The 24,291-nt window shown below is 65.3% G+C and carries 21 protein-coding genes; 8 read left to right on the top strand and 13 right to left on the bottom strand.

Going from position 1 to position 24,291, the window contains the following annotated elements:
• Positions 1–20: 20 nt before the first annotated feature.
• From FIU89_RS14285 to glpD, 4 genes are all read right to left on the bottom strand, one after another.
• A complete protein-coding gene (locus tag FIU89_RS14285) occupies positions 21–890 on the bottom strand; it encodes a carbohydrate ABC transporter permease (RefSeq protein ID WP_152493221.1) in 870 nt (289 codons plus the stop codon).
• 154 nt (positions 891–1,044) lie between these two features.
• Positions 1,045–2,127 carry an ABC transporter ATP-binding protein gene (locus tag FIU89_RS14280; RefSeq protein ID WP_152493220.1) on the bottom strand — a complete coding sequence of 361 codons (1,083 nt, stop codon included), beginning with the start codon at positions 2,125–2,127 and terminating at the stop codon, positions 1,045–1,047.
• A gap of 13 nt (positions 2,128–2,140) precedes the next feature.
• Complete coding sequence (locus tag FIU89_RS14275; RefSeq protein ID WP_152493219.1) at positions 2,141–3,229, bottom strand: ABC transporter ATP-binding protein; 1,089 nt, start codon at positions 3,227–3,229, stop codon at positions 2,141–2,143.
• A gap of 11 nt (positions 3,230–3,240) precedes the next feature.
• Complete coding sequence (gene glpD / locus FIU89_RS14270) at positions 3,241–4,842, bottom strand: glycerol-3-phosphate dehydrogenase (protein ID WP_152493218.1); 1,602 nt, start codon at positions 4,840–4,842, stop codon at positions 3,241–3,243.
• Positions 4,843–5,091: 249 nt separating this feature from the next.
• Here glpD and FIU89_RS14265 point away from each other — a divergent pair, with 249 nt between their 5' ends.
• Both FIU89_RS14265 and FIU89_RS14260 read left to right on the top strand, forming a co-directional pair.
• Positions 5,092–5,853: a DeoR/GlpR family DNA-binding transcription regulator gene (locus FIU89_RS14265; RefSeq protein WP_152493217.1), complete on the top strand. Its 762-nt coding sequence runs from the start codon at positions 5,092–5,094 to the stop codon at positions 5,851–5,853.
• Positions 5,854–6,124: 271 nt separating this feature from the next.
• Positions 6,125–7,138, top strand: a complete 1,014-nt coding sequence (locus FIU89_RS14260; protein WP_152493216.1) for a sensor histidine kinase — start codon at positions 6,125–6,127, stop codon at positions 7,136–7,138.
• A gap of 49 nt (positions 7,139–7,187) precedes the next feature.
• On the opposite strand, the gene FIU89_RS14255 is transcribed toward FIU89_RS14260, so the two are convergent.
• From FIU89_RS14255 to FIU89_RS14230, 6 genes are all read right to left on the bottom strand, one after another.
• Positions 7,188–7,433, bottom strand: coding sequence for a MoaD/ThiS family protein (locus FIU89_RS14255; RefSeq protein ID WP_152493215.1), 246 nt, complete (start codon positions 7,431–7,433; stop codon positions 7,188–7,190).
• A 71-nt stretch (positions 7,434–7,504) separates the two neighbouring features.
• Positions 7,505–9,244: a calcium-binding protein gene (locus FIU89_RS14250; protein ID WP_172978116.1), complete on the bottom strand. Its 1,740-nt coding sequence runs from the start codon at positions 9,242–9,244 to the stop codon at positions 7,505–7,507.
• A 193-nt stretch (positions 9,245–9,437) separates the two neighbouring features.
• Positions 9,438–11,690, bottom strand: coding sequence for a xanthine dehydrogenase family protein molybdopterin-binding subunit (locus tag FIU89_RS14245; RefSeq protein WP_152493213.1), 2,253 nt, complete (start codon positions 11,688–11,690; stop codon positions 9,438–9,440).
• Entirely contained in the window at positions 11,690–12,169 is a 480-nt protein-coding gene (locus FIU89_RS14240) for a (2Fe-2S)-binding protein (RefSeq protein ID WP_152493212.1), read from the bottom strand. Before FIU89_RS14240 ends, FIU89_RS14245 begins: the two co-directional genes overlap by 1 nt.
• Positions 12,170–12,175: 6 nt before the next feature.
• On the bottom strand, positions 12,176–13,033 hold the full coding sequence (locus FIU89_RS14235; protein ID WP_152493211.1) for a xanthine dehydrogenase family protein subunit M: 858 nt from the start codon (positions 13,031–13,033) through the stop codon (positions 12,176–12,178).
• 154 nt (positions 13,034–13,187) lie between these two features.
• The gene (locus tag FIU89_RS14230) at positions 13,188–14,069 is read right to left on the bottom strand and encodes a LysR substrate-binding domain-containing protein (protein WP_152493210.1); all 882 of its coding nucleotides are present in this window, start codon (positions 14,067–14,069) and stop codon (positions 13,188–13,190) included.
• A 91-nt stretch (positions 14,070–14,160) separates the two neighbouring features.
• Here FIU89_RS14230 and FIU89_RS14225 point away from each other — a divergent pair, with 91 nt between their 5' ends.
• The 3 genes from FIU89_RS14225 (at position 14,161) to FIU89_RS14215 (ending at position 17,513) form a co-directional block, all read left to right on the top strand.
• Positions 14,161–15,315 (top strand): aromatic ring-hydroxylating dioxygenase subunit alpha, encoded by a 1,155-nt coding sequence (locus FIU89_RS14225; RefSeq protein ID WP_152493209.1) that lies wholly within the window; start codon positions 14,161–14,163, stop codon positions 15,313–15,315.
• Positions 15,312–16,502: an aminomethyltransferase family protein gene (locus FIU89_RS14220; protein WP_152493208.1), complete on the top strand. Its 1,191-nt coding sequence runs from the start codon at positions 15,312–15,314 to the stop codon at positions 16,500–16,502. Before FIU89_RS14225 ends, FIU89_RS14220 begins: the two co-directional genes overlap by 4 nt.
• A gap of 114 nt (positions 16,503–16,616) precedes the next feature.
• Positions 16,617–17,513: a DMT family transporter gene (locus tag FIU89_RS14215; RefSeq protein ID WP_172978115.1), complete on the top strand. Its 897-nt coding sequence runs from the start codon at positions 16,617–16,619 to the stop codon at positions 17,511–17,513.
• Here FIU89_RS14215 and FIU89_RS14210 read toward each other — a convergent pair whose 3' ends face one another.
• A complete protein-coding gene (locus FIU89_RS14210) occupies positions 17,514–18,281 on the bottom strand; it encodes an SDR family NAD(P)-dependent oxidoreductase (RefSeq protein ID WP_254701685.1) in 768 nt (255 codons plus the stop codon).
• On the bottom strand, positions 18,278–19,063 hold the full coding sequence (locus FIU89_RS14205; RefSeq protein ID WP_254701684.1) for an MBL fold metallo-hydrolase: 786 nt from the start codon (positions 19,061–19,063) through the stop codon (positions 18,278–18,280). Before FIU89_RS14205 ends, FIU89_RS14210 begins: the two co-directional genes overlap by 4 nt.
• A 171-nt stretch (positions 19,064–19,234) precedes the next feature.
• Between FIU89_RS14205 and FIU89_RS14200 the strand changes: the two genes are divergently transcribed.
• The 3 genes from FIU89_RS14200 (at position 19,235) to FIU89_RS14190 (ending at position 23,385) form a co-directional block, all read left to right on the top strand.
• Positions 19,235–20,167, top strand: coding sequence for an ABC transporter substrate-binding protein (locus tag FIU89_RS14200; protein ID WP_152493204.1), 933 nt, complete (start codon positions 19,235–19,237; stop codon positions 20,165–20,167).
• 75 nt (positions 20,168–20,242) lie between these two features.
• The gene (locus FIU89_RS14195) at positions 20,243–21,325 is read left to right on the top strand and encodes a glycine betaine/L-proline ABC transporter ATP-binding protein (RefSeq protein ID WP_152493203.1); all 1,083 of its coding nucleotides are present in this window, start codon (positions 20,243–20,245) and stop codon (positions 21,323–21,325) included.
• Positions 21,322–23,385, top strand: coding sequence for an ABC transporter permease subunit (locus FIU89_RS14190; protein ID WP_152493202.1), 2,064 nt, complete (start codon positions 21,322–21,324; stop codon positions 23,383–23,385). Before FIU89_RS14195 ends, FIU89_RS14190 begins: the two co-directional genes overlap by 4 nt.
• A 39-nt stretch (positions 23,386–23,424) precedes the next feature.
• On the opposite strand, the gene bchO is transcribed toward FIU89_RS14190, so the two are convergent.
• Positions 23,425–24,288 carry an alpha/beta fold hydrolase BchO gene (bchO, locus tag FIU89_RS14185; protein WP_152493201.1) on the bottom strand — a complete coding sequence of 288 codons (864 nt, stop codon included), beginning with the start codon at positions 24,286–24,288 and terminating at the stop codon, positions 23,425–23,427.
• Between the last annotated feature and the right edge of the window lie 3 nt (positions 24,289–24,291).

Below are 24,291 nucleotides of genomic sequence, written 5' to 3'. Positions count from 1 at the left end.
TGGTGGCGTCGGTCATCGGCTTATGTCCCCCGCTTATCGAGATTGACCATCACGGTATAGAACACCCAAGAGATCAGCAGGATCACGAGGAAATACATCAGCGAGAAGGCGGCGGCAGGACCGAGGTCGAACTGACCCAGGGCCATCTTCACGAGGTCGATGCTGAGGAAGGTCGTGGTGCTGCCGGGGCCGCCGCCGGTGACGACGAACGGTTCGGTGTAGATCATGAAGCTGTCCATGAAGCGCAGGAGCACTGCGATCATCAGCACGCCGGCCATCTTGGGCAGCTCGATGTAGCGGAACACCTTCCAGCGCGAGGCCTGATCGATCTTGGCGGCTTGATAGTAGGCGTCGGGGATGGATTGCAGGCCGGCATAGGCCAGCAGCGCCACCAGCGAGGTCCAGTGCCAAACATCCATGACGATGACCGTGACCCAAGCGGCAAACGGGTCTTGCGTGTAGTTGTAGTCGATCCCCAGAGCGGCCAGCGTGTGGCCCAGCAGGCCGATATCGACGCGGCCGAAGATCTGCCAGATGGTGCCGACAACGTTCCACGGGATCAGCAGCGGAAGGGACATCAGGACGAGGCAGACCGAGACCCAGACGCCTTTCTTGGGCATGTTGAGGGCGACGAGGATGCCCAAGGACACCTCGATGGCGAGGATGATGCCGGAGAACATTAGCTGCCGCCCCAAAGCGTCCCACATGCGGTCATCTTCGAGCAGTTCGCGGAACCATTCGAGCCCGGCCCAGAAGAATTCGTTGTTCCCGAAGGTGTCCTGCACGGAATAGTTCACCACGGTCATCAGCGGGATGACGGCGGAGAAGGCCACGAGGATCAGCACGGGCAGGACGAGGAACCAGGCCTTTTGATTGGGGGTCTTGTCCATCAGGAGGCCTCGTGGGTTGTGGAGCGGGCGTCATCATCCGGCTTGACCGGATGATCTCTGTGGCGGGAGATCCTCGGGTCGGATCGGAGGATGACGGTGGGAGGGGTGGCTGGGAGGTCCCGGATCAAGTCCGGGACGGGGTTGCGCAGGTTCATCAGGCGGCTCTCCCTTGCGGCGTCACGCGCCAGTCGTTGGCGTAGACGTTGACATGGGCGGGGTCGAAGGCGACGCGGGTGGCGTCGGCGCGCACTTCTTCGGCCTCGTCGGCGATGATGTTGATCGGCGTGCCGAAGCAATCGGCGCGGATGATCTTGTGGCGGCCCACATCCTCGATGCGGCGGATCTTGACGGGCAGGCCCTCGCTGTCGGAGAGGCGGGCGAATTCGGGGCGCACGCCAAGCTCGACGCGGCCTTCGAGGGGGGCGTAGGTGTTGGCGAGGGCGAGTTCGGCGCCGTTGATATAGGCCTGGTTTCCCTCGACTTTCGCGGGGATGACGTTCATGCCGGGCGAGCCGATGAAGTAGCCTACGAAGGTGTGTTCGGGCGTCTTGAACAGGTCCTCGGGCGTGCCGATCTGCACCACGCGTCCGTCATGCATGACCACGACCTTGTCGGCGAAGGTCAGCGCCTCGGTCTGGTCGTGGGTGACGTAGATCATGGTGTGGCCGAACTGTTGATGCAGTTGCTTCAACTGCGTGCGCAGCTCCCACTTCATGTGAGGGTCGATGACGGTCAGCGGCTCGTCGAACAGAAGCGCGTTGACGTCCTCGCGCACCATGCCGCGGCCCAGGCTGATCTTCTGCTTGGCGTCCGCCGTCAGCCCGCGTGCCTTGCGGTTCAGCGTGTCCTCGAGCCCGATCATGGTGGCGATTTCCTGAACGCGCTGGGAGACGTAAGCCTTGTCGGCGCCGCGGTTCATGAGCGGGAAGGCAAGGTTTTCGCGCACGGTCATGGTGTCGTAGACGACCGGGAACTGGAAGACCTGCGCGATGTTGCGCTCGGTCGTGGGGGCGTGCGTGACGTCGACGTCGTTGAAGAGGATGCGGCCCCGGCTGGGCTGCAAGAGGCCCGAGATGATGTTCAGAAGCGTGGTCTTGCCGCAGCCGGACGCGCCCAGGAGGGCATAGGCCTCGCCATCGGTCCAGTCGTGGTTGAGCTCCTTGAGGGCGAAGTCGTCCTCGGAGATCGGGTTGGCGAGGTAGCTGTGCGCCAGGTTGTCGAGCGTGATCTTTGCCATGTTCGTCAGCCCCTCAAGCGGCCAGCGCGTAGGCGGCGGGGGATACCAGATCGCCGTCATCGCTGAAGATGTAGATATGGGCCGGGTCGAGATAGACCGGCAGGTCGCGACCCGGCTGAAGGTCATGCACGCCGTGGATGACGCCGACCCAGCGGGTGCCCGCGTGGTCAAGATGGATGAAGGTTTCCGAGCCGGTGAGTTCGGTCACGCTGAGCTTTGTCACAAAGCGCATGGCGGCGTCTGTGTGTTTTTCGATTTCCAGGTGGTTGGGGCGGAAGCCGGCGGTGTAGCGGCCTTCGGGGAGGTCGGCCATCTTGCCGGTGGCGGGCAGGGACTGGCCCTCGCCGAACATCAGCTTGCCGCCGGTTTTCGAGATTTGCAGGAAGTTCATCGGCGGGTCGGAGAAGACGCGCGCGGTGGTGGCATCGGCCGGCTGGCGATAGACCTTGGGCGTGGGGCCGAACTGCGTGACGCGCCCTTCCCAGAGCGTGGCGGTGTGGCCGCCCAGCAAAAGCGCCTCTTCGGGTTCGGTGGTGGCGTAGACGAAGATCGCGCCGGATTCCTCGAAGATGCGGGGAATTTCGATGCGCAACTCCTCCCGCAGCTTGTAGTCGAGATTGGCGAGCGGTTCGTCCAGCAGGACGAGACCGGCGTTCTTGACCAGCGCCCGGGCCAGCGCGCAACGCTGCTGCTGGCCGCCGGACAACTCGAGCGGCTTACGGTCGAGCATGGGCGTCAGTTGCAGCATCTCGGCGGTGTCGCGCACGGCGCGGTCGATCTCTTCCTTCGGTTTGCCCGACAGGCGCATGGGGCTGGCGATGTTGTCGTAGACGCTCATGGACGGGTAGTTGATGAATTGCTGGTAGACCATGGCGACGCCGCGATCCTGCACGCGCATACCGGTCACATCCGTACCGTCCCAGAGGATGCGGCCCGTGGTGGGGGCATCAAGCCCCGCCATCAGGCGCATCAGCGTGGTCTTGCCCGCCAGCGTGGGTCCCAGAAGGACGTTCATCGTGCCTTTTTCAAGCGTGAGGTCGGTAGGGTGGATATGCATGTCCGCCCCTACTTTTTTCGACACGTTGTCCAGAACCAGCGTCATCGGTTGCGTCCTTATTCTGCCGCCGCGGCGACGATACTGTCGCCCTCGGGGTTGGCTTGCATCCAGTCCTGCAAGTCCTTGATTTCACTCTCTGACATGCGCAGGCCCAGCTTGCTGCGACGCCAGACGATATCCTCGGCGGAGCGGGCGAATTCGTGGGTCATGAGCCAGCGCACCTCGCGTTCGGTCAGGGTGGCGCCGAAGCTGCGGCCAAGGTCGGCGGCGGTGGTCGCGTCGCCCAGAAGGGTGCGGGCCTCGGTGCCGTAGGCGCGGAGCAGGCGGTAGGCCCAGGCTTCGGTCAGGAAGGGGTAGTCGGTCTGGAGTTGCGCCGCCATGTCGTCACGGTGCTCGACGGCGAAATCGCCGCCGGGCAGGGCGGCGTCGGCGGTCCAGCCGCCCTTGGCGTTCGGGAAATCTGGGGCCAGTTTGCCCACCGCGGCCTGCGCGAGGCGGCGGTAGGTGGTGATCTTGCCGCCGAAGATGTTCAGCAGCGGCGGGCCGTCACTGTCGAGTTTCAGCACGTAGTCGCGGGTGGCGGCGGTGGCCGACTTGGCGCCGTCGTCATAGAGCGGGCGGACACCCGAATAGGTCCAGACGATGTCGTCGCGGGTGACGGGCGTGGCGAAATACTCCGAGGCGAAATTGCAGAGGTATTCCTGTTCGGCAGGGGTGCAGACGGGGCGCGTGCCGGGATCGGGGTGATCGGCGTCGGTGGTGCCGATGAGGGTGAAATCCTGCTCGTAGGGGATGGCGAAGATGATGCGGCCATCGCGGCCCTGGAAGAAATAGCACTTGGGGTGGTCGAACAGCTTGCGCGTGACGATATGGCTGCCGCGCACGAGACGGACGCCTTCGCGGCTGTCGATATGGGTGACGTCCTGGATGATGTTGCCCACCCACGGCCCGCCGGCATTGACGAGCGCGCGGGCGCGGCGGGTCAGCAGGGCGCCGGTGGCGGTGTCTTCGAGGTCGATCTCCCATAGCTCGCCCGCACGGCGGGCGCCGGTGACGCGGGTGCGGGTGAGGATCTCGGCGCCGCGGGCGGCGGCGTCGCGGGCGTTCAGCGCCACCAGGCGGGCATCCTCGACCCAGCAGTCGGAATACTCGAACGCCTGTTTGAAATGGGATTTCAGCGGTGCGCCCTCGGGCGTGCCGTCGAGCGAGAGGGAGCGGGCGGCGGGCAGGATCTTGCGGCCCCCCAGGCTGTCGTAAAGAAAGAGACCAAGGCGGATCAGCCACGCCGGACGGCGGCCGCGCATCCAAGGCATGATCCGTTCCAGCAGGCGCGAGGTGGGCGTGCCGCCCTCGAAACGCATGTCGCGGTGATAGGGCAGGACGAAGCGCATGGGCCAGCTGATGTGCGGCATGTTGCGCAAAAGGACCTCGCGTTCGATCAGGGCTTCGCGGACAAGGCGGAATTCGAAGTATTCGAGATAGCGCAGGCCGCCGTGGAAAAGCTTGGTCGAGGCCGAGGAGGTGGCCGAGGCAAGATCGTTCATCTCGGCCAGGGTGACGGACAGGCCGCGCCCGGCGGCGTCGCGGGCGATGCCGCAGCCGTTGATTCCACCCCCGATGACGAAAATATCGCTTATATTTTCGGGACTTGGGTGCATCCATCCTCCCAAGATGCCGCCGGAAACCGTGCCCGGTAAATGAGCACGTTCAGGTCGATGGAGTCAAACGCTTCTTTCGTTTTTGTTCGGTTTTTGGAAAATCAAGGTAAGTCAGTGGCTTAGGTTGGATGTGTGCGCCGCCGCATGAACCTTTCTGCGGCTGCGAAATGGTCCCAGGGCCGGGATTTTCCTTTGACATGTGCGAAAATTCCGCGAAAACGAAAAAACCCGAAACTTTTGTTCAGGCGCATGTCACAGACTTTTCGTCATCCCGAGATCCTCGAGATCGCCCGCAACGAGGGCAAGGTCACGGTCGAAGGCCTTGCCGAGCGGTTCGGCGTGACGGTGCAGACCATCCGGCGCGACCTGACGGACCTGGCCGAGGCCGGGCGGCTGGAGCGCGTGCATGGCGGCGCGGTCATGCCGTCGGGTGTGTCCAATATCGGCTACGAGGAACGGCGCGGCCTGAACGAGGTCGCCAAGCAGGCGATGGCGCAGGTCTGCGCGCGGGAGATCCCGGACGGTGCGTCGGTTTTCCTGAATATCGGGACTTCGACCGAGGCCGTGGCGCGCGCGCTTCTGAGCCACCGTGACCTGATGGTGATTACCAATAATATCAATGTTGCCAATATATTGGTGGCCAATGCGGATTGCGAGATCGTGGTGGCGGGGGGCGTGTTGCGGCGTTCGGACGGGGGGCTTATCGGCAACCTGACGACGCGGGTGATCGAGCAGTTCAAGTTCGATTATGCCGTCATCGGCTGTTCGGCGCTGGACGATGATGGCGACCTTCTGGATTTCGACGTTCAGGAGGTTCACGTGAGCCAGTCGATCATCGCGCGGGCGCGCCGGACCTTCCTTGTGGCGGACCATTCGAAGTTTCACCGCATGGCGCCGGCGCGGATCGGGTCGCTGGCAGAGGTCGACATGTTCTTCACCGACCGGCCCGTGCCCGTGCCCGTGGCGGAGAGGTTGAAGGAGTGGGAAACGGTCTGCCGGGTCTGCGGATAAGGCGTTTTCGCGTCGGGTTCGTTTCGAAGATCCGGGAGGTGGCGTGGGGTTTCACCCACCCTGCGCATCGCGACGAGCTGTGTTGAATGAGGAGAAACGGCGGGGCGCGCGCGGGAGGTCCCCGAAAGCGCGCCCGTGACGCCATCTGCGGCATCGCGCCGGACTTGCCTCGGGGGCCGACGGGCGGCAGGATTTTGCCGGAGAATGAAAATCTGCGGTGCGTTTAAACTGTGACATTGACGGCCCCCTGTAGCGCCCCGAAACACATGCCATGACGAGAGCCTTAGAGACCCCGCTGAACATCCCCCTGACATCCGACGACATGGAACTTGGCTTGAGGGTCGCCCGGGTCGGTTTGGGAAAGGTGGATTACCGCGCCGACACGCTGCGCTGCGACTCGTTGGCGGCGGAATTCTTCGGGCTGGATGCGGGCGTCGAGGTGCCGCGGTCGGAGTTGCACGCGCGGATTCATCCCGACGACTGGCCGCAGGTGCAGGAGGGGCTGGAATGCCTTTTGTCGCCGGAGAATCCGTTGCAGGTGCTGGACATGACGCACCGCATCCTGGTGCCGGACGTGCCGCTGCGCTGGGTCAACGCGCGCAAGCAGGTGACCTATGATGCCGAAGGTCTGCCGGTGGAGGGGGTCTTCGCCATGGTCGACATCACCGCGCAGGAGATGGCCGAGCGCCGGGCGCAATTCCTGATCGGCGAGCTTGGGCACCGGGCGAAGAACCTGATCACGGTGGTTTCGGGAATCGTGCGGCAGCTGGCGCGGCATTCGCCGCCCGAGGAGATCGCCGACCGCCTGCTGGCGCGGCTGGCCGCGCTGGGCCGCAACCAGGAAGCGATGATGCACGATGCCGGGAGCCGGTTCGGCCTGCGCGAGATCTTCACCGAGCAGGTAAGGCCCTTTTCGGGCGCGGCCCGCGAGCGGATGGTGCTGGACGGGCCGGACCTGATGATTTCCAGCAATGCGGCGCAGATCCTGGGCATGGTGACCCACGAATTGGCGACCAACGCGGCGAAATACGGAGCGCTGTCGGAAGAGGGCGGGCGTGTCGTGGTGACCTGGACTGTGACCGGGGACGAAAACCCGGATTTTGCGCTGGAATGGGTCGAGCGTGGCGGGCCCAAGGTGACCGGAACCAAGACGGCGGGCTTTGGCACGCAGGTGCTGACCAAGCTGACCGAGGGGGCGCTGGGGGCCAGGGCCGAGGTGACGTTCGACACCGAGGGGCTGGTCTTTCGTCTGCGCGCGCCGCTGTCGGCGCTGTCGCGCGACTAGAGCGGGTGCGGTTCGGCGCTGCGCGAGCCTGTGCCGCTGTCGAAACGGGTCAGCCGCCCTTGAGGCGCGCCAGCAGCACGACCTCGCTGTCGGGCCGGATGGGCTGGAACCAGTTGTCGTTGTAGACGCGTCCGTCGATGGAGACCGACACGCCTCGCTCGAGCTGGGGTTTCAGGCCGGGGTATTTCTGCGCCAGCCCGTCGAGCAGTTGGCGCAGGTTTTCCGCCTCGACCTCGACCTCGCGGGCGTCGTCGGTGAACCGGGCGAGCGAACCCCATATCGTGACTTGTACCATGAGGGGTATCTTGGGGCCGGAAGGTCCCGGGTCAAGCCCGGGACGGGGGGTGGGGCGCCATTCGGTGGAAGTCAGATGAACTCGATGTAGCTGTCGCTCCAGGTGGAGGCCCCGCCTTCGATGGAGAGCAGGCCGGCGTCGCCTTCGAATTCGATATGGACGCTGGTGCCGACGATGGTCGAGGTGAATGCGACCGGATCGTCCTGGAACGTGTCGATCAGGATGCGGTCGTGCGCGGCGTCGAAGCTGCGGATGACGTCGGTGCCGAAATCGCCGCCGTGGGTGAAGACGAACTCGTCGGCCTCGCCGCGGCGTCCGATCAGCCAGTCGTCGCCGGTGCCGCCGTTCATGCGGGTCGTGCCGCCAAGGGTGAGGTCCTCGCCCAGGCGGGCGTCGATCGTATCGTTGCCGGCGCCGCCATCCACGAGGTTGTTGCCGCCCCAGACATAGATCCTGTCGTCGCCGTCGCCGCCATAGATGATGTCGAGCGAGGCTTGGGCGCTTTTCGTGCTGCCGCTGTCGCGGTCGCCGCCCTGGATGATGTCGGCCCCGGCACCTCCGAAGACGAGGTTGTTGCCGCCCTCGATGTAGATGAAATCCTCGCCGTCGCCGCCCTGGACGATGTCGTCGTTGAAGCCGGTGGAATAGTACGTGTCGTCGCCGCCGCCTAGATCGGTTTCGGTCGGGGAGGGGGGCAGGTCCGGATCCGGGGAAATGTACAATGTGCTGAGCCAGACGAAATCGTCCCCGTCGCCTGAGTGGACCGTGTCGCTGCCGTTGGTCGAGCGGATGTAGTCGTTTCCGTCGCCCGATGTCACCAGGTCGTTGCCCGCGCCGGAATGGATGGTGTTGTCGCCGTCTCCGGCAAAGATCCTGTCATCCAGCGTGGGACGGTACCGGCTGAGCCCTTCCAAAAAGCCATCGGGCGGATCGGTGGCGTGGATCAGGTCGTCGCCAAGGCCGCCATAGATCACGTCCTGGCCCGAGCCGGAATAGATCGTGTCGTTGCCGGTGCCGCCATCGGCGGTGTCATTGCCCGAGCCGGTATAGATATAGTCGTTGCCCGCCCCGCCATAGGCAACATCGTCATAGCCGTAGAGGCCGTCGCCGGGATTGGGGCCTTCGCCGCCGATGATCCAGTCGTCGCCGGAGCCGCCATCGAGCGTGTCGTTGCCGCAACCGCCGTGGAGGAAATCGTTATCCCTGCCGCCGAATAGCCGGTCGTTGCCGTCGCCGCCGAATATATTGTCGTCGCCGCTGTTGCCGTGCAACTCGTCGCTGCCGTCGTCACCGGAAAGGTGGTCGTTCCCGGATCCGCCCTTGATGGTGTCGCGGCTGTCGCCGCCATGCACGGTATCGTTGCCGGCGCCGCCGAGGATGAAATCGAAACCCGTGCCGCTCTCGATGCTGTCATGGCCGCCGCCGGCCTCGATGCGGTCGCTGCCTGCGCCGCCGAAAATGGTGTCGGCCCCGGCCGCGCCGATGATCTTGTCCCGACCGGTGCCGCCGTCGATGAAATCGCCGTCGTCGCCGGCATAGATGAGGTCCTCGCCCGCGCCGCCGAAGAGCACGTTGGAGCCGACATCGGCGCCGCCGGGAAGACCGCCGTAGATGACGTCGTCGCCATCCCCGCCATCGACGATATCGGAGCCATAACCGCCGAGAATGGTGTCCTCGCCGTCCATGCCGAGCAGGTAGTCGTTTCCGTCATTTCCGAAGAGGTAGTCGTCGCCGCCGAAGGCATAGACGGTGTCGTCGCCTTTGCCAAAGCCGAGCAGATCGTCGAATCCGGTGAGGTAATGCGTTGGCATCGGGGCGTCTCCCATTTCTTTCAACAAGTGTCGGGAGTGGGTCGGCGATGCGTGGGGGCGGGTTCAATCGGCGGCGGTTTGCGCCGGCAAATGGGGGGTGCCTGCCGCTTTGCGCGGGTCGAGGCGCGTGGGTTTTCACCCACCCTACGGGTTTCGGAAAGGCCCCGGAGTTGGTCCGGGGCCTGTCCCGTGATTACTTGTCGTGCATCGCCTTGAGCACCTTGGGCGGCGACATGGGCAGGTCGGTCATGCGCACGCCCGCCGCCGCGGAGACCGCGTTGGCGATGGCCGCGAGGGGCGGCACGATGGAGGTTTCGCCAACCCCGCGCACGCCGTAGGGGTGGCCGGGGTTGGGGATTTCCAGGATGACCGTGTCGATCATCGGCAGGTCCGAGGCGACGGGAATGCGGTAATCGAGGAAGCCCGCGTTCTGCAGCGTGCCGTCCTCGCCGTAGATGTACTCCTCGTTCAGTGCCCAGCCGATGCCCTGCGTGGCGCCGCCCTGGAACTGGCCTTCGACGTAGGCCGGGTGGACGGCCTTGCCGGCGTCCTGGAAGACCGTGTAGCGCAGGATCTTCACCGCGCCGGTCTCGGGGTCGACCTCGGTGTCCACCATGTGGGTGGCGAAAGAGACGCCGGCGCCTTCGGGATTGGCCTCGTGGTGGCCGGCGATGGGTCCGCCGGTGTTCGAGGCGATGGCGGCAATCTCGGCGAGGGTCATGGGATCATGACTGCCGGCGTTGTGGCCGGTGGGGTGGACCGCGCCGTCGCGCCATTCCACGGCGTCCTCATCGATGTCCCAGAGCTTGGCCACGCGGCGGCACATCTCGCGCTTGGCGGCGCGGGCGGCCTCGATGGTGGCGAGGCCCACGGCGAAGGTCACGCGCGAGCCGTCGGTGACCTCGTTCTGGCCCAGGGAGCCGGTGTCGGCCACGATGGTGCGGACCTTGTTGTAGGGGATGCCCAGTTCCTCGGCCGCCATCATCGACATCGACGCGCGGGAGCCGCCGATGTCGGGATTGCCCTCGGAGACGGTCACCGTGCCGTCGGGCGTGATGTTGAGCGTCACGCAGGTGTCGCCGCCGAAGTTGAACCAGAAACCGCAGGCGACGCCCCGGCCCTGATTGGGGCCCAAGGGCGCCGTCCAGTGCGGGTGGTCCTTGGCGGTGCGCAACGTCGCCTCGAGCCCGATGGCGGGATAGGTGGGGCCATAGGAGGCCTTGGTGCCTTCGCGGGCGGCGTTTTTCAGGCGGACCTCCAGAGGGTCGAGGCCGAGGCCCTTGGCCAGTTCGTCAATGGCGGATTCCACCGCAAAGGCGGCCATTGGCGCGCCGGGAGCGCGGTAGGCGGCCTGTTTGGGGCGGTTGCTGACAATATCCCAGCCAACGGTTTTCACGTTTTCCAGGTCATAGGGCGCGAAGGCGGACATGGAGCCCATTTCGACCGGCGAGCCGGGATAGGCGCCGCCCTGATAGCGCAGTTCGGCGAAACCGGCGGTGATGCGGCCGTCCTTGGTCATGCCGATGCGGATGTCGACCGACGAGGAGGCTGTGGGGCCGGTGGCGCGCAGCACTTCGGAGCGGGTCATCACCATCTTGACGGGCCGCGAGGATTTGCGGGCCAGCATCAGGGCCACGGGTTCTAGGAAGACCGCCGTCTTGCCGCCGAAACCGCCACCGATTTCCGAGGCGGTGACGCGCAACTGGCCCTGGTCCAGCCCCATGATCGCGGCGCAGGTGTTGCGCACCATGTAGTGCCCTTGGGTGCAGCACCACAGATCGGCCTGGCCGTCCTGGCTCATTTGGGCAAGGCAGGCATGGGGTTCAATGTATCCCTGATGCGTGGCCTCGGTGCGGTAGCTGCGTTCGATGACCTCGTCGGCCTCGGATAAGCCAGCGTCGATGTCGCCATGACCGAACTCGTATCGGGCCATGATGTTGGGCGAGGCGCCTTCGGGCACGGATTCGTCGGCGCGGCCCTCATGGAGGACGGGGGCGCCATCGTCGATCGCCTTGTCGACGTCGGTGACGTGGTCGAGCACCTCGTAGTCGATCTTGATCGCCTTCAGCGCCTTCTTGGCGATGTGGCCCGAGCTGGCGGCGACGGCGGCGACGGCGTGGCCGTCATAGAGCGCCTTTTCCCCGGCCATGCAGTTGTCGAAGATGTCGAAGACGTCGTCGCCGGGTTCGATATTTGCGAAGTCGGCGCGAGTGACGACGGCATGGACGCCTTCGATGGCCTCGGCGGCGGAGGTGTCGATGGATTTGATGCGGGCATGGGCGTGCGGGCTGCGCAGCACCTTGCCGATCAGCATCCCCGGCGCGGTGATGTCGGCGCCGAAGCGGGCCTTGCCGGTGACCTTGTCGATGCCATCGGGGCGCAGGGGGCGCGTGCCGACGATCTTGAATTGCTGGGTGTCGAGGACCTGTTTGTTGTCGAGTGCCATCAGGATGCCTTTCTGAGGTCGGCGGCCGTGTCGAGCACGGCGCGGATGATCTTGTCATAGCCCGTGCAGCGGCAGAGGTTGCCGGCGAGCCAGTAGCGGGCTTCTTCCTCGGTCGGGTCGGGGTTTTTCTCCAAGAGCGACTTGGCGGCGACGAGGATGCCCGGGGTGCAGATGCCGCACTGAAGTGCTGCGTGTTCGATGAACTTCTGCTGGAGGGGATGCAGCTGATCGCCCTGGGCCATGCCCTCGATGGTCTCGATCTTGGCGCCTTCGGCCTCGGCCCCCAGCATCAGGCAGGAACAGACGAGGCGGCCATTGACGGTGACCGAGCAGGCGCCGCAATCGCCGGTGCCGCAGCCTTCCTTGGAGCCGGTCATGCCGAGACGGTCGCGCAGGACGTCGAGCAGGGTTTCATCGGGCGCGCAGAGATATTCGGTGGGGTCGCCGTTGATCGTGGTGGTGACGTGGATGTTGCTCATGTCTGCTTATCCTTCTGCGCGGGTCTTGGCGATGGCGGCGGCGCGGCGGGCGAGAACGCCGGCCACATGCGTGCGGAACTCGACCGTGCCGCGCTTGTCGGCGATGGGGGAGGCGGCGTCCGAGCAGGCCTTGGCCAGTGCCTGCATCGCGGCGTCGCCGAGTTTCGTGCCGATGAGGGCCTCGGCGGCGGCGTCGACCACCATGACCTTGGGGCCCACCGCGCCGAGCGAGACGCGGGCGTCGGTGCAGGTGCCGTCTGCATCGAGGGCGAGCGACAGGCCGCAGCCCACCACGGCGATGTCCATCTCGGTGCGCGGTATGAAGCGCAGGTAGGCGTCGCCCGAGCGCTCGGGCTTGGCGGGCAAAAAGATCGAGGCGACGAATTCGCCCTTTTCCAGTGAGGTCTTGCCGGGGCCGGTGGGAATATCTTCTACGGCCACGTCGCGGGTACCGTTCGGGCCTGCGACGCGGGCCACGGCGCGGACGGCGACCATCGCGGGCACGGAGTCGGCGGCGGGAGAGGCGTTGCAGAGATTGCCGGCGAGCGTGCAGCGGCCCTGGATCTGGGTGGAGCCGATGAGGTCGGCGGCCTCGCAGACGCCGGGGTAGTCGGCTTTCAGGTCCTTGTGCTCGTTCATTTCGGCGGAAGAGACCGCGGCACCGATGCGCCAGCCGCCATCCTCGGGCGTGATCTGGCGCAGGTCGTCGATGCGCTTGATGTCGAGGATGCTGTCGGGTTCGGCATCGCCGGAGCGCAGGCGGACGAGCAGGTCGGTGCCGCCGGCGAGCACGCGGCAGTCGCCGGGATCGCCGCTGAGCAGCTGGATGGCGTCATCCAGCGTGGTTGGCGCGAGGTAGCGCATGGGAAGACCTCTTGGCTTGGGGTGAGTCTGATGTCGGCCGACAGTTAAACAGGCGGCGCGGGGCTTGCCAAGGCGGCTCTGGTACGCGCGTCGGAATTGAGCATGTGGGCGGCGAGAAATGCAAAGGCCGCGGTGCGAAATAGGGCGGAGCGGGTCAGGTTTCAGCACGGAGGAGGTTCTGAGCCAGTTGGCGCGCGGCAGGTTCGGCGGTGTCGCGCAGGATCAGGTAGTAGCCGAAGGGCGGGGTGACGGCGTGGTCGACGGGGCGGACGAGGCGGCCTGTCCTGAGGTCCTCGGTCAGCTGGCCTTCCCACGCGAGCGCGACACCGAGACCTGCACGGGCGGCATCGAGCTTTGCCATGTAGCTGTTGGTACGCATGAGCGTGGTCGCGCGGGTCGGGTCGAGGCCCGCCTCGGTCAGCCAGATGCCCCAGTTCATCCAGTTCCAATGGATGTAGTCGAGGTCGCTAAGGGGCGCGGTGAGCAGGTCTTCGAGTGTGCCGAGCGGGGTGTGCCGGAGAAAGTCCGGGGTGCAGACGGGAAAGACCGCGTCGGCGAAGAGCCGCGTGGCGGTAAAGCCGGGCCAGTTGCCCGCGCCGTGCAGGAGGGCGATATCCGCCGTCATAAGCTCGGACTCCGTGTCGGAGGCCAGCAGGTCGAGCATGAGCGGCGGGCTGTCTGCCAGGGCCGGGGCCAGGCGTGGGGTGAGCCAGAGTTGCGCCATCGAGGTGTCCGCGCCGAGGCGTATGCGGGGGCGGTCGTCGCGCTGTCTGAGGGCGCGGGTGGCTGCCGTCATGTGCTGAAGCGCGGCGCGGACGCCGATCAGCAGTTCGCGGCCCTCGGGGGTGAGGGTGATGGTGCGGTGGCCGCGTTCGAACAGTTGCGTGTCGAGAAGCGCCTCGAGCTTGCGCACACGCTGGGAGATTGCGGATTGGGTGACGGACAGCTCGTCGGCGGCGCGGGTGAAGCTGCCGAGACGTGCGGCGGCCTCGAACGGTTCCATCAGGTCCAGCGGTGGCAGATGTGGTTTTGGCATAAGTCAAGCTTGGGCAAATTCATGAGAAAAGAGCGTTTGTCATGATCCCCGGTAATGGCTGAGACTGTCAACAGCCAGATCGGAGTGCGCCATGACCCTTCAGACATTGAACCTTATGCCCGGCGACATGCCGTTCCGGGCCGATCCAAAGAATTCCTACACCCTGCCGGCGCGGTTCTACCACGACCCCGATATCTGGGCGGCGGAGAAGGACGCGATTTTCTACAAGACCTGGTACTATGCCGGTCATGTCAGCCAGGTGGCGGAGCCGGGGCAGTTCCTGACGGTGAAGATCCACGAGCAGAACGTGTTCGTGGCGCGCAGCCGCACCGGCGAGTTGAACGCGTTCTTCAACGTGTGTCCGCACCGGGGGCATGAGCTGGTGAGCGGGACGGGTAAGAAGAACATCATCACCTGCCCCTATCACGCCTGGGCGTTCGACTTTGACGGCAAGCTGCGCTCGGCGCGGAATACCGAGAATGTCGAGGGGTTCCGCAAGGAGGAGTTTTCGCTGAAGCCGGTGAAGGTGGAGGTGTTCTGCGGGCTTGTCCTCGTCAATCTGGATGAAAACGCGATGCCATTCGCCGAACAGATGGGCGAGTTGGAGCGTGAGATCCGGCATTATGTTCCTTCGGTCGACGATTTGCAGTTCGCGCAGCGCGACACCTACGAGGTCGAGGCGAACTGGAAAGTGCTGATGGACAACTTTCTGGAGTGCTATCACTGCGCGCCCGCGCACCACGATTTCGTCGATCTGGTGGACATGGACAGCTATCGCACGATCACGTGCGGGCTGTATTCGAGCCAGTGCGCGGGGCAGCCGAGGACGATGAACGCGCGGGCCTACAAGTTCGAGGCGGGCGACGTGGATTTTGGCTATGCCGGCTGGTTCGTGTGGCCGAACTTCACCATCTGGGCTTATCCGGGCGAGGCGAACCTGTCGGTGCTTCAGATGAACCCGACGGCGCCGGAGCACTGTGTCGAGTATCAGGACTGGTTCGTGAAGGACGGCGAGGTCACGCAGCAGCTGCGTGATGCGATCAACTATCAGAAGGACGTGTTGCAGCCCGAGGATATTGGGTTGTGCGAGAGCGTGCAGAAGGGGCTGAAATCGAGCGGGTACAACCAGGGGCGTTTTGTTGTCGACGAGGGACTGACCGAGCTGAGCGAGCACGCGGTGCACCATTTCCAGAAGCTGGTGGCCGGGGCGCTGGGCGCGCGGCTGGACCCGGAGGCAGAGCCATGATGACTTCGAGCGACGGGAAGACGCGCGACCTGATCACCTCACGGCCCGGCGCGGGGTGGGATTTCAACCTGCGCCGCCACGCGTATCACGCGATCGAGGCAAAACATGGTCCGCATTACTGCGTCTATAACCGGCGGTTCATGTGCGTCTACATGGACGACCTGCCGACCGACGAGGGCTATTGGCTGCTGCGCACCAAGGCGGCGTGCCTGCATACCGGCGAGTGGCCGCTGGAGTTCAAGGGCCCAGATGCGGAAAAGCTGATGAACCTTTTGTTCGTCAACAATATTTCCAAGGTGAAAGTCGGGCGCTGCGGGTACGGGATCGCCTGTTTCGACGATGGTGGCCTGATCGTGGACGGGGTGTTCGTGCGGCTGGCCGAGGACCGGTTCTGGTACGCGCAGGCGGACGGGGATTTCGTCAACTGGGCGCGGGCGCACGCAAAGGGGATGGATGTGGAGATTACCGACCCGGAGGTGAACGTGAGCCAGATCCAGGGGCCGCTGGCGATGGACGTGCTGAAGGACGCAGCGAAGGATGGCATCCCCGAGCCGTTCGGCTATTTCGGCAGCGCGTGGGTGGATGTCGGCGGTCAGAAAGTGCTGATCACCCGGACGGGATACACCAACGAGCTGGGCTGGGAATTCTATACCGAGCCGCATCACGATGCCGCCGACCTGTGGGCGCATCTGGAAAAGGCTGGCGCGCCTTATGGAATGCGGATGTTCGGACTGGATTCGATGAATATCCGGCGGATCGAGGCGGGGATCCTGAACGCCAATTCGGATTTCGACGAAACGACCACGCCTTACGATGTCGGGCTGGGCGGGTTCGTGGCGATGGACAAGGGCGATTTCATCGGCAAGGCCGCGCTGGAGAAGGCCGACAAGGGGTTGCGCCTGCACGGGATCGTCTGCCCGGATGGCGAGCCGCGGGTGAATGGCCGCGTGGAGTGGAACGGCAAGGTCGCGGGGCGGGTGACCGCCGGGGCGACCTCGCCCTACCTTGGGCACGGGATTGGCTATGCGCTGATGGACAGTGCCGAGGCCGGGCCGGGCACGGAACTGATGGTCGAGGGCAATGACGGGCTGTTGTATGCCGCGACGCTGGCCGAGACGCCGCTTTACGACAAGGCCTGCGAGATACCGCGCGGCAAGCTGGTGGATATCCCGGACAGGGCGGCCTGACGCGGCATTCGCGTCAGGGGGCGGTACGAATGCGAAGGCAAGGCAGCGATGCCTTGCCTTTGTGCCTTGCAGTTGCCTGACTGGCGACTGAAACACGAGAAAAGGAGGCGCGCCTTGGCTAAGGGCAACAACAGGGCTGTCCTGACGGGACTTTTCGCGGGGCTGTGCTGGGGCATTTTCTGGCTGCCGCTGCGGATGATCGAGCAGGCGGGGCTGGATGCGCCTTGGGCGATGGTGGTGTTCCTGACGCTGCCAGCGCTGCTGAGCCTGCCGGCGGTCTGGGTGCTGCGCGCGGACTATGCGCAAGGGCTGCGGCCGCTTCTGGGGGGCATCTTGGCGGGGGTGGCCTTTGCGCTCTACGCCGCTGGCCTGCTGTATACCGACGTGGTGCGCGCGGTGCTCTTGTTCTACATGACGCCGATCTGGGGGTTCCTGCTGGGCTGGATCTTCCTGGGCGACCGGATGACGTGGTTCCGGTGGCTGTCGATCTTCGTGGGGCTGATCGGGCTAGTGGTGATCTTTGCCGATGACACCGGGCTGCCGCTGCCGCGCAACGCGGGCGACTGGTTCGGGCTGATCTCGGGGATGTTCTGGGCCGTGGGATGTACGCTGATCCTGACGGAACGGCGGGTGCGGATCCTGACCCATGCGGTGAATTTCCTGGTTGTCGGGGCGGTCGTGGCGCTGCTGGTGGCGGGGATCGCGACGGTACAGGAGATCGCGACCGTACCGGACTGGCCCGAGGTCAGGGGTCTGATGTGGTGGTTTGTGCCGGTGGCGGTGATCCTGATCCTGCCCAGCTCGTTCGCCACGATCTATGCGCCGTCGCGGCTGAACCCCGGGCTGGTGGGGCTGTTGTTCATGACCGAGGTGGCGGTGGCGACGGTCACCGCGGCGATCTGGGCCGGGGAACGGTTCGGCCTGCGCGAAGCGGTGGGCCTGCCGCTGATCCTGTCGGCGGGGCTGATCGAGCCTGCGGTGATGGCGTGGCGGGCGCGGCGGCTGGCCTGATTACCAGTGCGCGCCGGCGTTGATCTGGATGTCTTCCATGGTCAGGCCCGGGGCGGCATCTGAGCAGAGAAAGGCGATGATGGCGGCGACCTCTTCCGGTTGGACGAGGCGGTTTTGCGGGTTGGCGCGTGCCAGGGCCGCGATCTCTTCGGCCTGGGTGGTTCCGTTCTGGGTGGCGATGGTTGCGGCGGATGAGCGCAGCATTTCCGTTTCGACCCAGGTGGGGCTGACCGTGGTGCAGGTGACGCCGTGGGGGGCGCCTTCCAAAGCCACGGCGCGGGAGAGGCCGAGCACGCCGGACTTGGACGCGCAATAGGCGGGGTGGTCGGCGACCGCCGAGGATGCGGCGGTGGAGGCGATGTTGACGATCCGGCCCCAGCCCGACGCCATCATGTCGGGCAGACACGCGTGGATCATCAGGAAGGTGCCGGTGAGGTTTGTCTCGATCACGTCGTCCCACGCGTCGAGATCGTGGTCGGAGACCGTCTGGTGCCGGGTGACGCCGGCGGCGTTCACAAGGATCTGCGGCGTGCCGAACTGGTTTTTGACGGAGGTGCAGAAAGCCGTGACCGAGCCGCGCTGGCGCACGTCGAGCGGGGCGACGAAGACATCCGCACCGACGGTGTCGCGGGCCATGTCCTGAAGCGATGTGTCGTCGCCGCGCCGGGCACCGATGGCGACGGTATGCCCGGCCTCGTGCAGCAGGCGGGCGGTGGCGAGGCCGATGCCCGCCAGCCCGCCGGTGATGATGGCCGTGCGTTTGGTCAATGGGGTCTGCTCCTTGCGATCATGTCGGCAAGCCATGCGTCGGCATCGCCCAGACGGCGGCCACCGTCGCGGTATTCGTCGAGGATTTCAATCAGCTTGTCGCGGCCGAAGGATTTGAAGTGGCCGGCGTGTACTGTGGTGACATCGAGCTCGCGCAGGCGGGCGTGGGACTCGGCCAGCAACGCGGGGTCCGAATGGTCCATGTCGTCGATGAGGTCGCCGTCATAGACCACGTCGCCGCTGAAGAGGAGGCCGGTCGAAGCCTCGTGGAGCGCGATGGAGCCGGGGCTATGGCCGGGCAGGTGAAAGACCGTGAATGCGCGGTCGCCAAGGTCGACCACGTCGCCTTCGTCCAAGAGGGCGGAGAGCGGCGCGGGTGTCACGGTGTAGTGCTCGTGGGAGAAGCCCGCGTATGGCAGGGCGGTGAAGGTTTCGGCCCGCACGAAGCCTGCGTCGGCATAGGTGTTGGACGGCGTGGGGTTGGCGATGAGGTCGGACTCTGCCGTGTGACCGCAGCGGTGGTCGAACTCGTGCAACCCGCCCGAATGGTCGAAATGCGTATGGGTGACGATGGCGCTGAGGGGGCGCTCGGTCAGCTGTGCCAGCTCGTGCGTCATGGGACGCAGGCCCATGCCGGTGTCGATCACGAGATCGCGGTCGCGTCCTTGGATATGCCAGATATTGCAGCGCAACCATGGCGCGACATGCGGCTCCCATATGAGGGTGACACCATCACCCATGTCCTTGGTCTGAAACCATTTTTCAGCGACTTTCAACGGCACGGCATCCTCCCTTACACAATGCTTATGAAATCGGCAGCCGCGCCGCGGACGCCTGATATCAGCCTTGTTTTTATTAACTCTCCGGTCAACAAACATTTCTGCTTGGGTCCACGGTGCGGACGTCGCATGATGGCGGCCATGATCTGCATCAATAAAAACGGGGAGAGAACGATGAAGATGAATTCTGTCTTGTGGGCGGCGAGCCTGTCGCTGGCCGGGGCCGGGATGGCGCAGGCCGAGACGGTGCGCATTCCGATCAACGAATGGACGGGGCAGCATATTTCGGCGCATATCACCGGGACGCTGCTGGAAAAGGCCGGGCATGATGTGGAATACGTGACCGCGGGTGCGGTGCCGCAATTCGCGGCCATCGCCAATGGCGATCTGCACCTGCAGCCCGAGGTATGGACCAACAACGTGGGCGACATCTATCCCAAGGCGGTGGAGTCGGGCGATATCACCGTGGTGGGTCAGCTGGGCCTGCAGCCGCAGGAAGGCTGGATCTATCCGCCTTACATGAAGGAACAGTGCCCCGGCCTGCCGGATTACGAGGCGCTTTACGACTGCGCGCAGGCCTTTGCCGCCGCCGACACCTTTCCCAAGGGCCGGCTGATCACTTATCCCGCCGACTGGGGCACCCGGTCGAAGGACGTGGTGGCGATGATCGACATGCCGTTCGAGCCGGTCGCGGGCGGATCCGAGGGCGCGATGATCGCCGAACTGAAATCGGCCGTGGCGACGCAGGACCCGATCCTGATGATGTTCTGGCAGCCCCACTGGCTGTTTGCCGACATGGAGATGGAATGGGTCGCGTGGGACCCTGCCGAGGGGGAATGCATCGAGGAAGAGGGCCAGGAGCGGGGCAAGGCCTGCGGGTTCCAGCAGGCCTCGATCGACAAGATCATCAATGCCGAGTTTGCCGAGGCGAACCCGGGCGTGGCGGCGGTGTTCGAGCAGATCTCGATCGACAACGAGGTGCAGAACGCGCTGATGCTGGAGATCGACCAGAAAGGTCGTGACCTGGAAGAGGTCGTGGCCGAGTGGATCGACGCCAACGAAGAGACCTGGGGTCCCTGGGTCGAGGCCGGAAAGGCTGCGCAGTAAGGTGCGTATGGACGTATCGGAAAGGCCGGGGGTCGTGACGCCCGGCCTTTTCGTATCAGCGGGGGCAGGGTCAGCATGAGCGACACGCAAGAGAGCGATGGCGCCGGGACGGACCAGCCGAGGCTGTCCTGTCGTCATATCTGGAAGGTCTACGGCAAGAAACCGGAACAATATTTTCCGGGCGGCGAGCCTGCCGAAAAGACACCTGCGCTGGCCGAGCGCATCCGCGAGGACGGCGCGATTCCGGCGGCCGCGGATGTGAGCTTTGACGTGGCCGTGGGCGAGATTTTCGTGATCATGGGCCTGTCTGGGTCGGGCAAGTCCACGGTGGTGCGCTGTCTGTCGCGGCTGGTGGAGCCGACGCATGGCGAGATCCTGTTGGACGGCGAGGATCTGCGGGCGAAATCCGACAAGGAGATGATCGAGGTGCGCCGCCACCAGATCGGCATGGTGTTCCAGAATTTCGGCCTGATGCCGCATCTGAGCGTGTGGGAGAACATCGCCTTTCCGCTGAGCCTGCAGGGCGCGGCGCAGGACCATACCCGCGAGAGGGTGGGCAAGGTGATCGAGCTTGTGGGGCTGGAAGGGCGCGAAAAAAGCTATCCGCACCAGTTGTCTGGGGGACAGCAGCAGCGGGTCGGCATCGCCCGGTCGCTGGCCGTGGACCCGGATCTGTGGCTGCTGGACGAGCCGTTTTCGGCGTTGGATCCGCTGATCCGGCGGCAGATGCAGGACGAGTTCCTGCGCATCCAGAACGATCTGCAAAAGTCGATCGTGTTCATCACGCATGACTTTCTTGAGGCGCTGCGCGTGGCGGACCGGATGATGATCATGCGCGGCGGGCGCGTGGTGCAGACCGGCACGCCGGCCGAGCTGATCACCAATCCGGCGGACGATTACGTGGCCGAGTTCACCAATGACGTGCCCATGGTGCGCGTGCTGCGCGCCCACGAGGTGACGGACCCCGAGGCCGGATCCGCCGAAGGGCGCGAGCGGGTTTCGGGCGACGTGTCGGTCGAGGCGCTGTTGCCGATGCTGTCGGCGCATCCCGAGGGGCTGGCGGTGGAGCAGGGCGGCACGGTGACGGGCGTGGTGACGGCGCAAAGCGTGGTCCGGGCGCTGGCGCGATTGTCCGAACAGGAGGAAGCCCCGGCATGAGCGGGGACCGCACGCATTGGGCGTGGTTCGCGTTGATCGGGCTGACGCTGGTGGCGCTGGGCTTTCGTGACCGGCTGGGCTGGCTGATGGAGTTTCCCGAGGCGTGGGAATGGCCGATGACCGACTGGCTGAACACCGGCATGGACTGGGTGGTAGACACAGCGGGGCCGGCGTTTCGCGCGTTCTCGGACCTGATGGATTACCCGATGTCCTGGGTGCGGGAGTTTTTGCATTGGATGCCCTGGGCGCTGACCGTGGGTCTGCTGGTGATCGCGTCCTTCGCGGTGTCTGGCTGCAAGCTGGCGGTGTTCACGTTTCTGGCGATGTTCTACATGGTCGTCATCGGCTACTGGACCGAGTCGATGAATTCGCTGGCGCTGGTGATGGTGTCGGTGCCGCTAGCGGTGGCGATCGGGTTCTGCGTGGGGACCTGGGCGTTCTATTCCGACCAGGCCGAGCGGGTGATCACGCCCACGATGGACACGTTGCAGACGATCCCGGTCTTTGCCTACCTGTTGCCGATCCTGTTGCTCTTTGGCTTCGGGCCGGTGGTGGGGCTGATCGCCTCGGTGCTTTACGCGGTGCCGCCGATGGTGCGGAACACCACGCTGGGGCTGGCCCGCGTCGATGAGGAGGTAATCGAAGCGGGCATGATGGCGGGGGCCACGGCGGGCCAGATGTTCTGGCGCGTGCGGGTGCCGAGCGCGCTGCGCCAGATCCTGCTGGGGGTGAACCAGACCATGCTGGCCGCGTTTTCGATGATCATCATCGCGTCCATTATCGGCGGCACGTCCGATATCGGCTGGGAAGTGCTGACCCATATCCGCAAGGCGAACGTGGCCGAGGCGATACTGGCGGGCGTGGTGATCGCGCTGATGGCGATGGTGATGGACCGGATCACGGCGCGGGCCGCGATGGGGCGGTCGCCGGACGCAGGCGAGGACGAGAGTTTCGTCGCGCGCTATCGGTACTGGATCGTGGCGGCGGTGTTCACGGGCGTGATGCTGGTTCTGGCGCGGGTGTTTCCGTTCCTGCAGGAGTATCCGCGGGCCTGGGAATTCTATCCGGCGGACGCGATGAACGATGCGTTCAACTGGCTGCTGGTAGAATACGCGGGCGCGATCAAGGCGATCAAGACGACGGCGCTGTTTTACCTGATGCTGCCGGTGAAGATGGGGCTGGAGCAGACGATCAGCCCGTTTTCCTGGGGGTTCGAGTTCACCATGCCGATGAAGATCGGGTACGCCGTGGCGATGGCGGCGCTGGCCGGGTGGCTGTTGCTGCGGCGCCGGGTGCGGGCGGCCATCGGTGTCGCGCTGTTGGCAATCCTGCTGTATTTCGGGATCACGGGGCTGCCGTGGCTGTCGATTGCCGGCGTGATGGTGTTGCTGGCGTGGCAGGCGGGCGGGCGACGCCTGGCGATTGGCACGGGCGTTGGCCTGGCCTTCCTGATGGTGGCGGGGGTCTGGCCCGAGGCGACGATTTCGTTCTACCTGTGCGGGCTGGCGGTGGCGCTGTCGTTCCTGATCGGCACGACGCTGGGGGTGATTGCGTCGGAGAATGACGCGGTATCGGCCTTTCTGCGCCCGATCAGCGACACGTTGCAGACCATGCCGCTGTTCGTGATCCTGATCCCCTTCGTGATGTTCTTCAAGCTGGGGGATTTCACGGCGCTGCTGGCGATCATGGCCTATGCCATCGTGCCCGCCATCCGTTATGCTGAGCACGGGCTGCGCGGGGTCAGCCCGGAGGTGATCGAGGCTGCGAAGGCGTGCGGGTCGAGCCGGTGGCAGATGCTGTGGCGGGTGCGGTTGCCGCTGGCGTTGCCGCAACTGCTGCTGGGGCTGAACCAGACGATCATGTTCGGGGTGGCGATGCTGGTGATCACGGCGCTGGTGGGGACGAGCGATCTGGGGCAGGAGATTTACATCGGGCTGAACAATGGCGACTTTGGCGTGGGGATGATTGCCGGGATCGGGATGGCGACGCTGGCGATGATCGCGGACCGGATGACACGGGGGTACAGCCGGAAGGGGCGGGCGGCGCTGGGGCAAGGGTGAGCGGCCAAAAGCTTTGAGAAAGCTTTTGCCAAATCTTTTCTAGAAAGATTTGCCGCGCAGCCAACCCAGCATGATGTCGCAAAGGCGGTCGGGATCTTCCTCGTGGGCAAGGTGGCCCAGGCCGTCCAGCCGGATGCGCTCGGCATTGGGCAGTAGGGCGGCGGCGCGGTCCGAGACCTCGGGCGCGACGGCGGTGTCTCGGTCGCCGGTGACCAGAAGAACCGGGCTTTCGATTTCGGGCAGGTGGTCGAGCAGGGCGTCGGTACTCCAGCGGGACATCATCTGTAGCGTGCTGTCCACATGCGCGCGATCGGCGAGGAGGCGGCTGTACCAGGCAAGGCCCTCTTCGGAGAGGGTGGAGCCGGTGGCGCGGATCACGTTGCGGGCGCGGCCCAGGCGGGCGCCACCGGCCGAAAAGGCGATGGCGGTGAGCGGGTTGAGCGCGAGGAGCTTGGCCAGCATCGGAAAAAGCCAACCCGCCATGCCTTCGAACCGGTCGAGCGCGGCATTGAGGCCGATGACGGCGGGGGTGCCGGGCAGGCGTGTTGCCAGGTCGAGCGCCACGGCGGCGCCGGCGGAATGGCCGATGAGCGCCTGCGGCTGCCAGTTCTGATCGGCGCACAGAGCCGCGATGTCCTCGGCGGTGGTGGCGAGGCCGAGGCGCGAGACGCTGCCGGCGCGGGTGAAGCCGTGGCCGGGCAGGTCGAGGGCAATGATGTGGTGGTTTTCAGACAGGCGGGGAATGAGGTCGCGCCAGGTATGCGTGCTGGCGCCCGCGCCGTGCAGTAGCAGGAGCGTGGGGCCGGTGCCCCATTCCTGCACATGCCAGTCGTGCGGACGGTGGCGGACGCGGCGCGACGCATCGGCATGGGGCCAGTCGGGCAGGTCGCGGGCCCAGTCCATGCG

Origin of the sequence: Roseovarius sp. THAF27 (assembly GCF_009363655.1) — a bacterium.
GTDB lineage: Bacteria > Pseudomonadota > Alphaproteobacteria > Rhodobacterales > Rhodobacteraceae > Roseovarius.
Note: the sequence above shows the minus strand (reverse complement) of the source record. Positions and strands in the feature narration are given on the sequence as shown.

Excerpts from the sequence above, each read along its gene's own strand:
- FIU89_RS14225 (WP_152493209.1), top strand. The coding sequence starts at position 14,161 with ATGACCCTTCAGACATTGAACCTTATGCCCGGCGACATGCCGTTCCGG.
- FIU89_RS14190 (WP_152493202.1), top strand. The coding sequence starts at position 21,322 with ATGAGCGGGGACCGCACGCATTGGGCGTGGTTCGCGTTGATCGGGCTG.
- FIU89_RS14255 (WP_152493215.1), bottom strand. The coding sequence starts at position 7,433 with ATGGTACAAGTCACGATATGGGGTTCGCTCGCCCGGTTCACCGACGAC.
- glpD (WP_152493218.1), bottom strand. The coding sequence starts at position 4,842 with ATGCACCCAAGTCCCGAAAATATAAGCGATATTTTCGTCATCGGGGGT.
- FIU89_RS14195 (WP_152493203.1), top strand. The coding sequence starts at position 20,243 with ATGAGCGACACGCAAGAGAGCGATGGCGCCGGGACGGACCAGCCGAGG.
- FIU89_RS14230 (WP_152493210.1), bottom strand. The coding sequence starts at position 14,069 with ATGCCAAAACCACATCTGCCACCGCTGGACCTGATGGAACCGTTCGAG.
- FIU89_RS14200 (WP_152493204.1), top strand. The coding sequence starts at position 19,235 with ATGAAGATGAATTCTGTCTTGTGGGCGGCGAGCCTGTCGCTGGCCGGG.
- FIU89_RS14245 (WP_152493213.1), bottom strand. The coding sequence starts at position 11,690 with ATGGCACTCGACAACAAACAGGTCCTCGACACCCAGCAATTCAAGATC.
- FIU89_RS14285 (WP_152493221.1), bottom strand. The coding sequence starts at position 890 with ATGGACAAGACCCCCAATCAAAAGGCCTGGTTCCTCGTCCTGCCCGTG.
- FIU89_RS14250 (WP_172978116.1), bottom strand. The coding sequence starts at position 9,244 with ATGCCAACGCATTACCTCACCGGATTCGACGATCTGCTCGGCTTTGGC.
- FIU89_RS14235 (WP_152493211.1), bottom strand. The coding sequence starts at position 13,033 with ATGCGCTACCTCGCGCCAACCACGCTGGATGACGCCATCCAGCTGCTC.
- FIU89_RS14275 (WP_152493219.1), bottom strand. The coding sequence starts at position 3,229 with ATGACGCTGGTTCTGGACAACGTGTCGAAAAAAGTAGGGGCGGACATG.
- FIU89_RS14280 (WP_152493220.1), bottom strand. The coding sequence starts at position 2,127 with ATGGCAAAGATCACGCTCGACAACCTGGCGCACAGCTACCTCGCCAAC.
- FIU89_RS14220 (WP_152493208.1), top strand. The coding sequence starts at position 15,312 with ATGATGACTTCGAGCGACGGGAAGACGCGCGACCTGATCACCTCACGG.
- FIU89_RS14240 (WP_152493212.1), bottom strand. The coding sequence starts at position 12,169 with ATGAGCAACATCCACGTCACCACCACGATCAACGGCGACCCCACCGAA.
- FIU89_RS14265 (WP_152493217.1), top strand. The coding sequence starts at position 5,092 with ATGTCACAGACTTTTCGTCATCCCGAGATCCTCGAGATCGCCCGCAAC.
- FIU89_RS14260 (WP_152493216.1), top strand. The coding sequence starts at position 6,125 with ATGACGAGAGCCTTAGAGACCCCGCTGAACATCCCCCTGACATCCGAC.
- bchO (WP_152493201.1), bottom strand. The coding sequence starts at position 24,288 with ATGGACTGGGCCCGCGACCTGCCCGACTGGCCCCATGCCGATGCGTCG.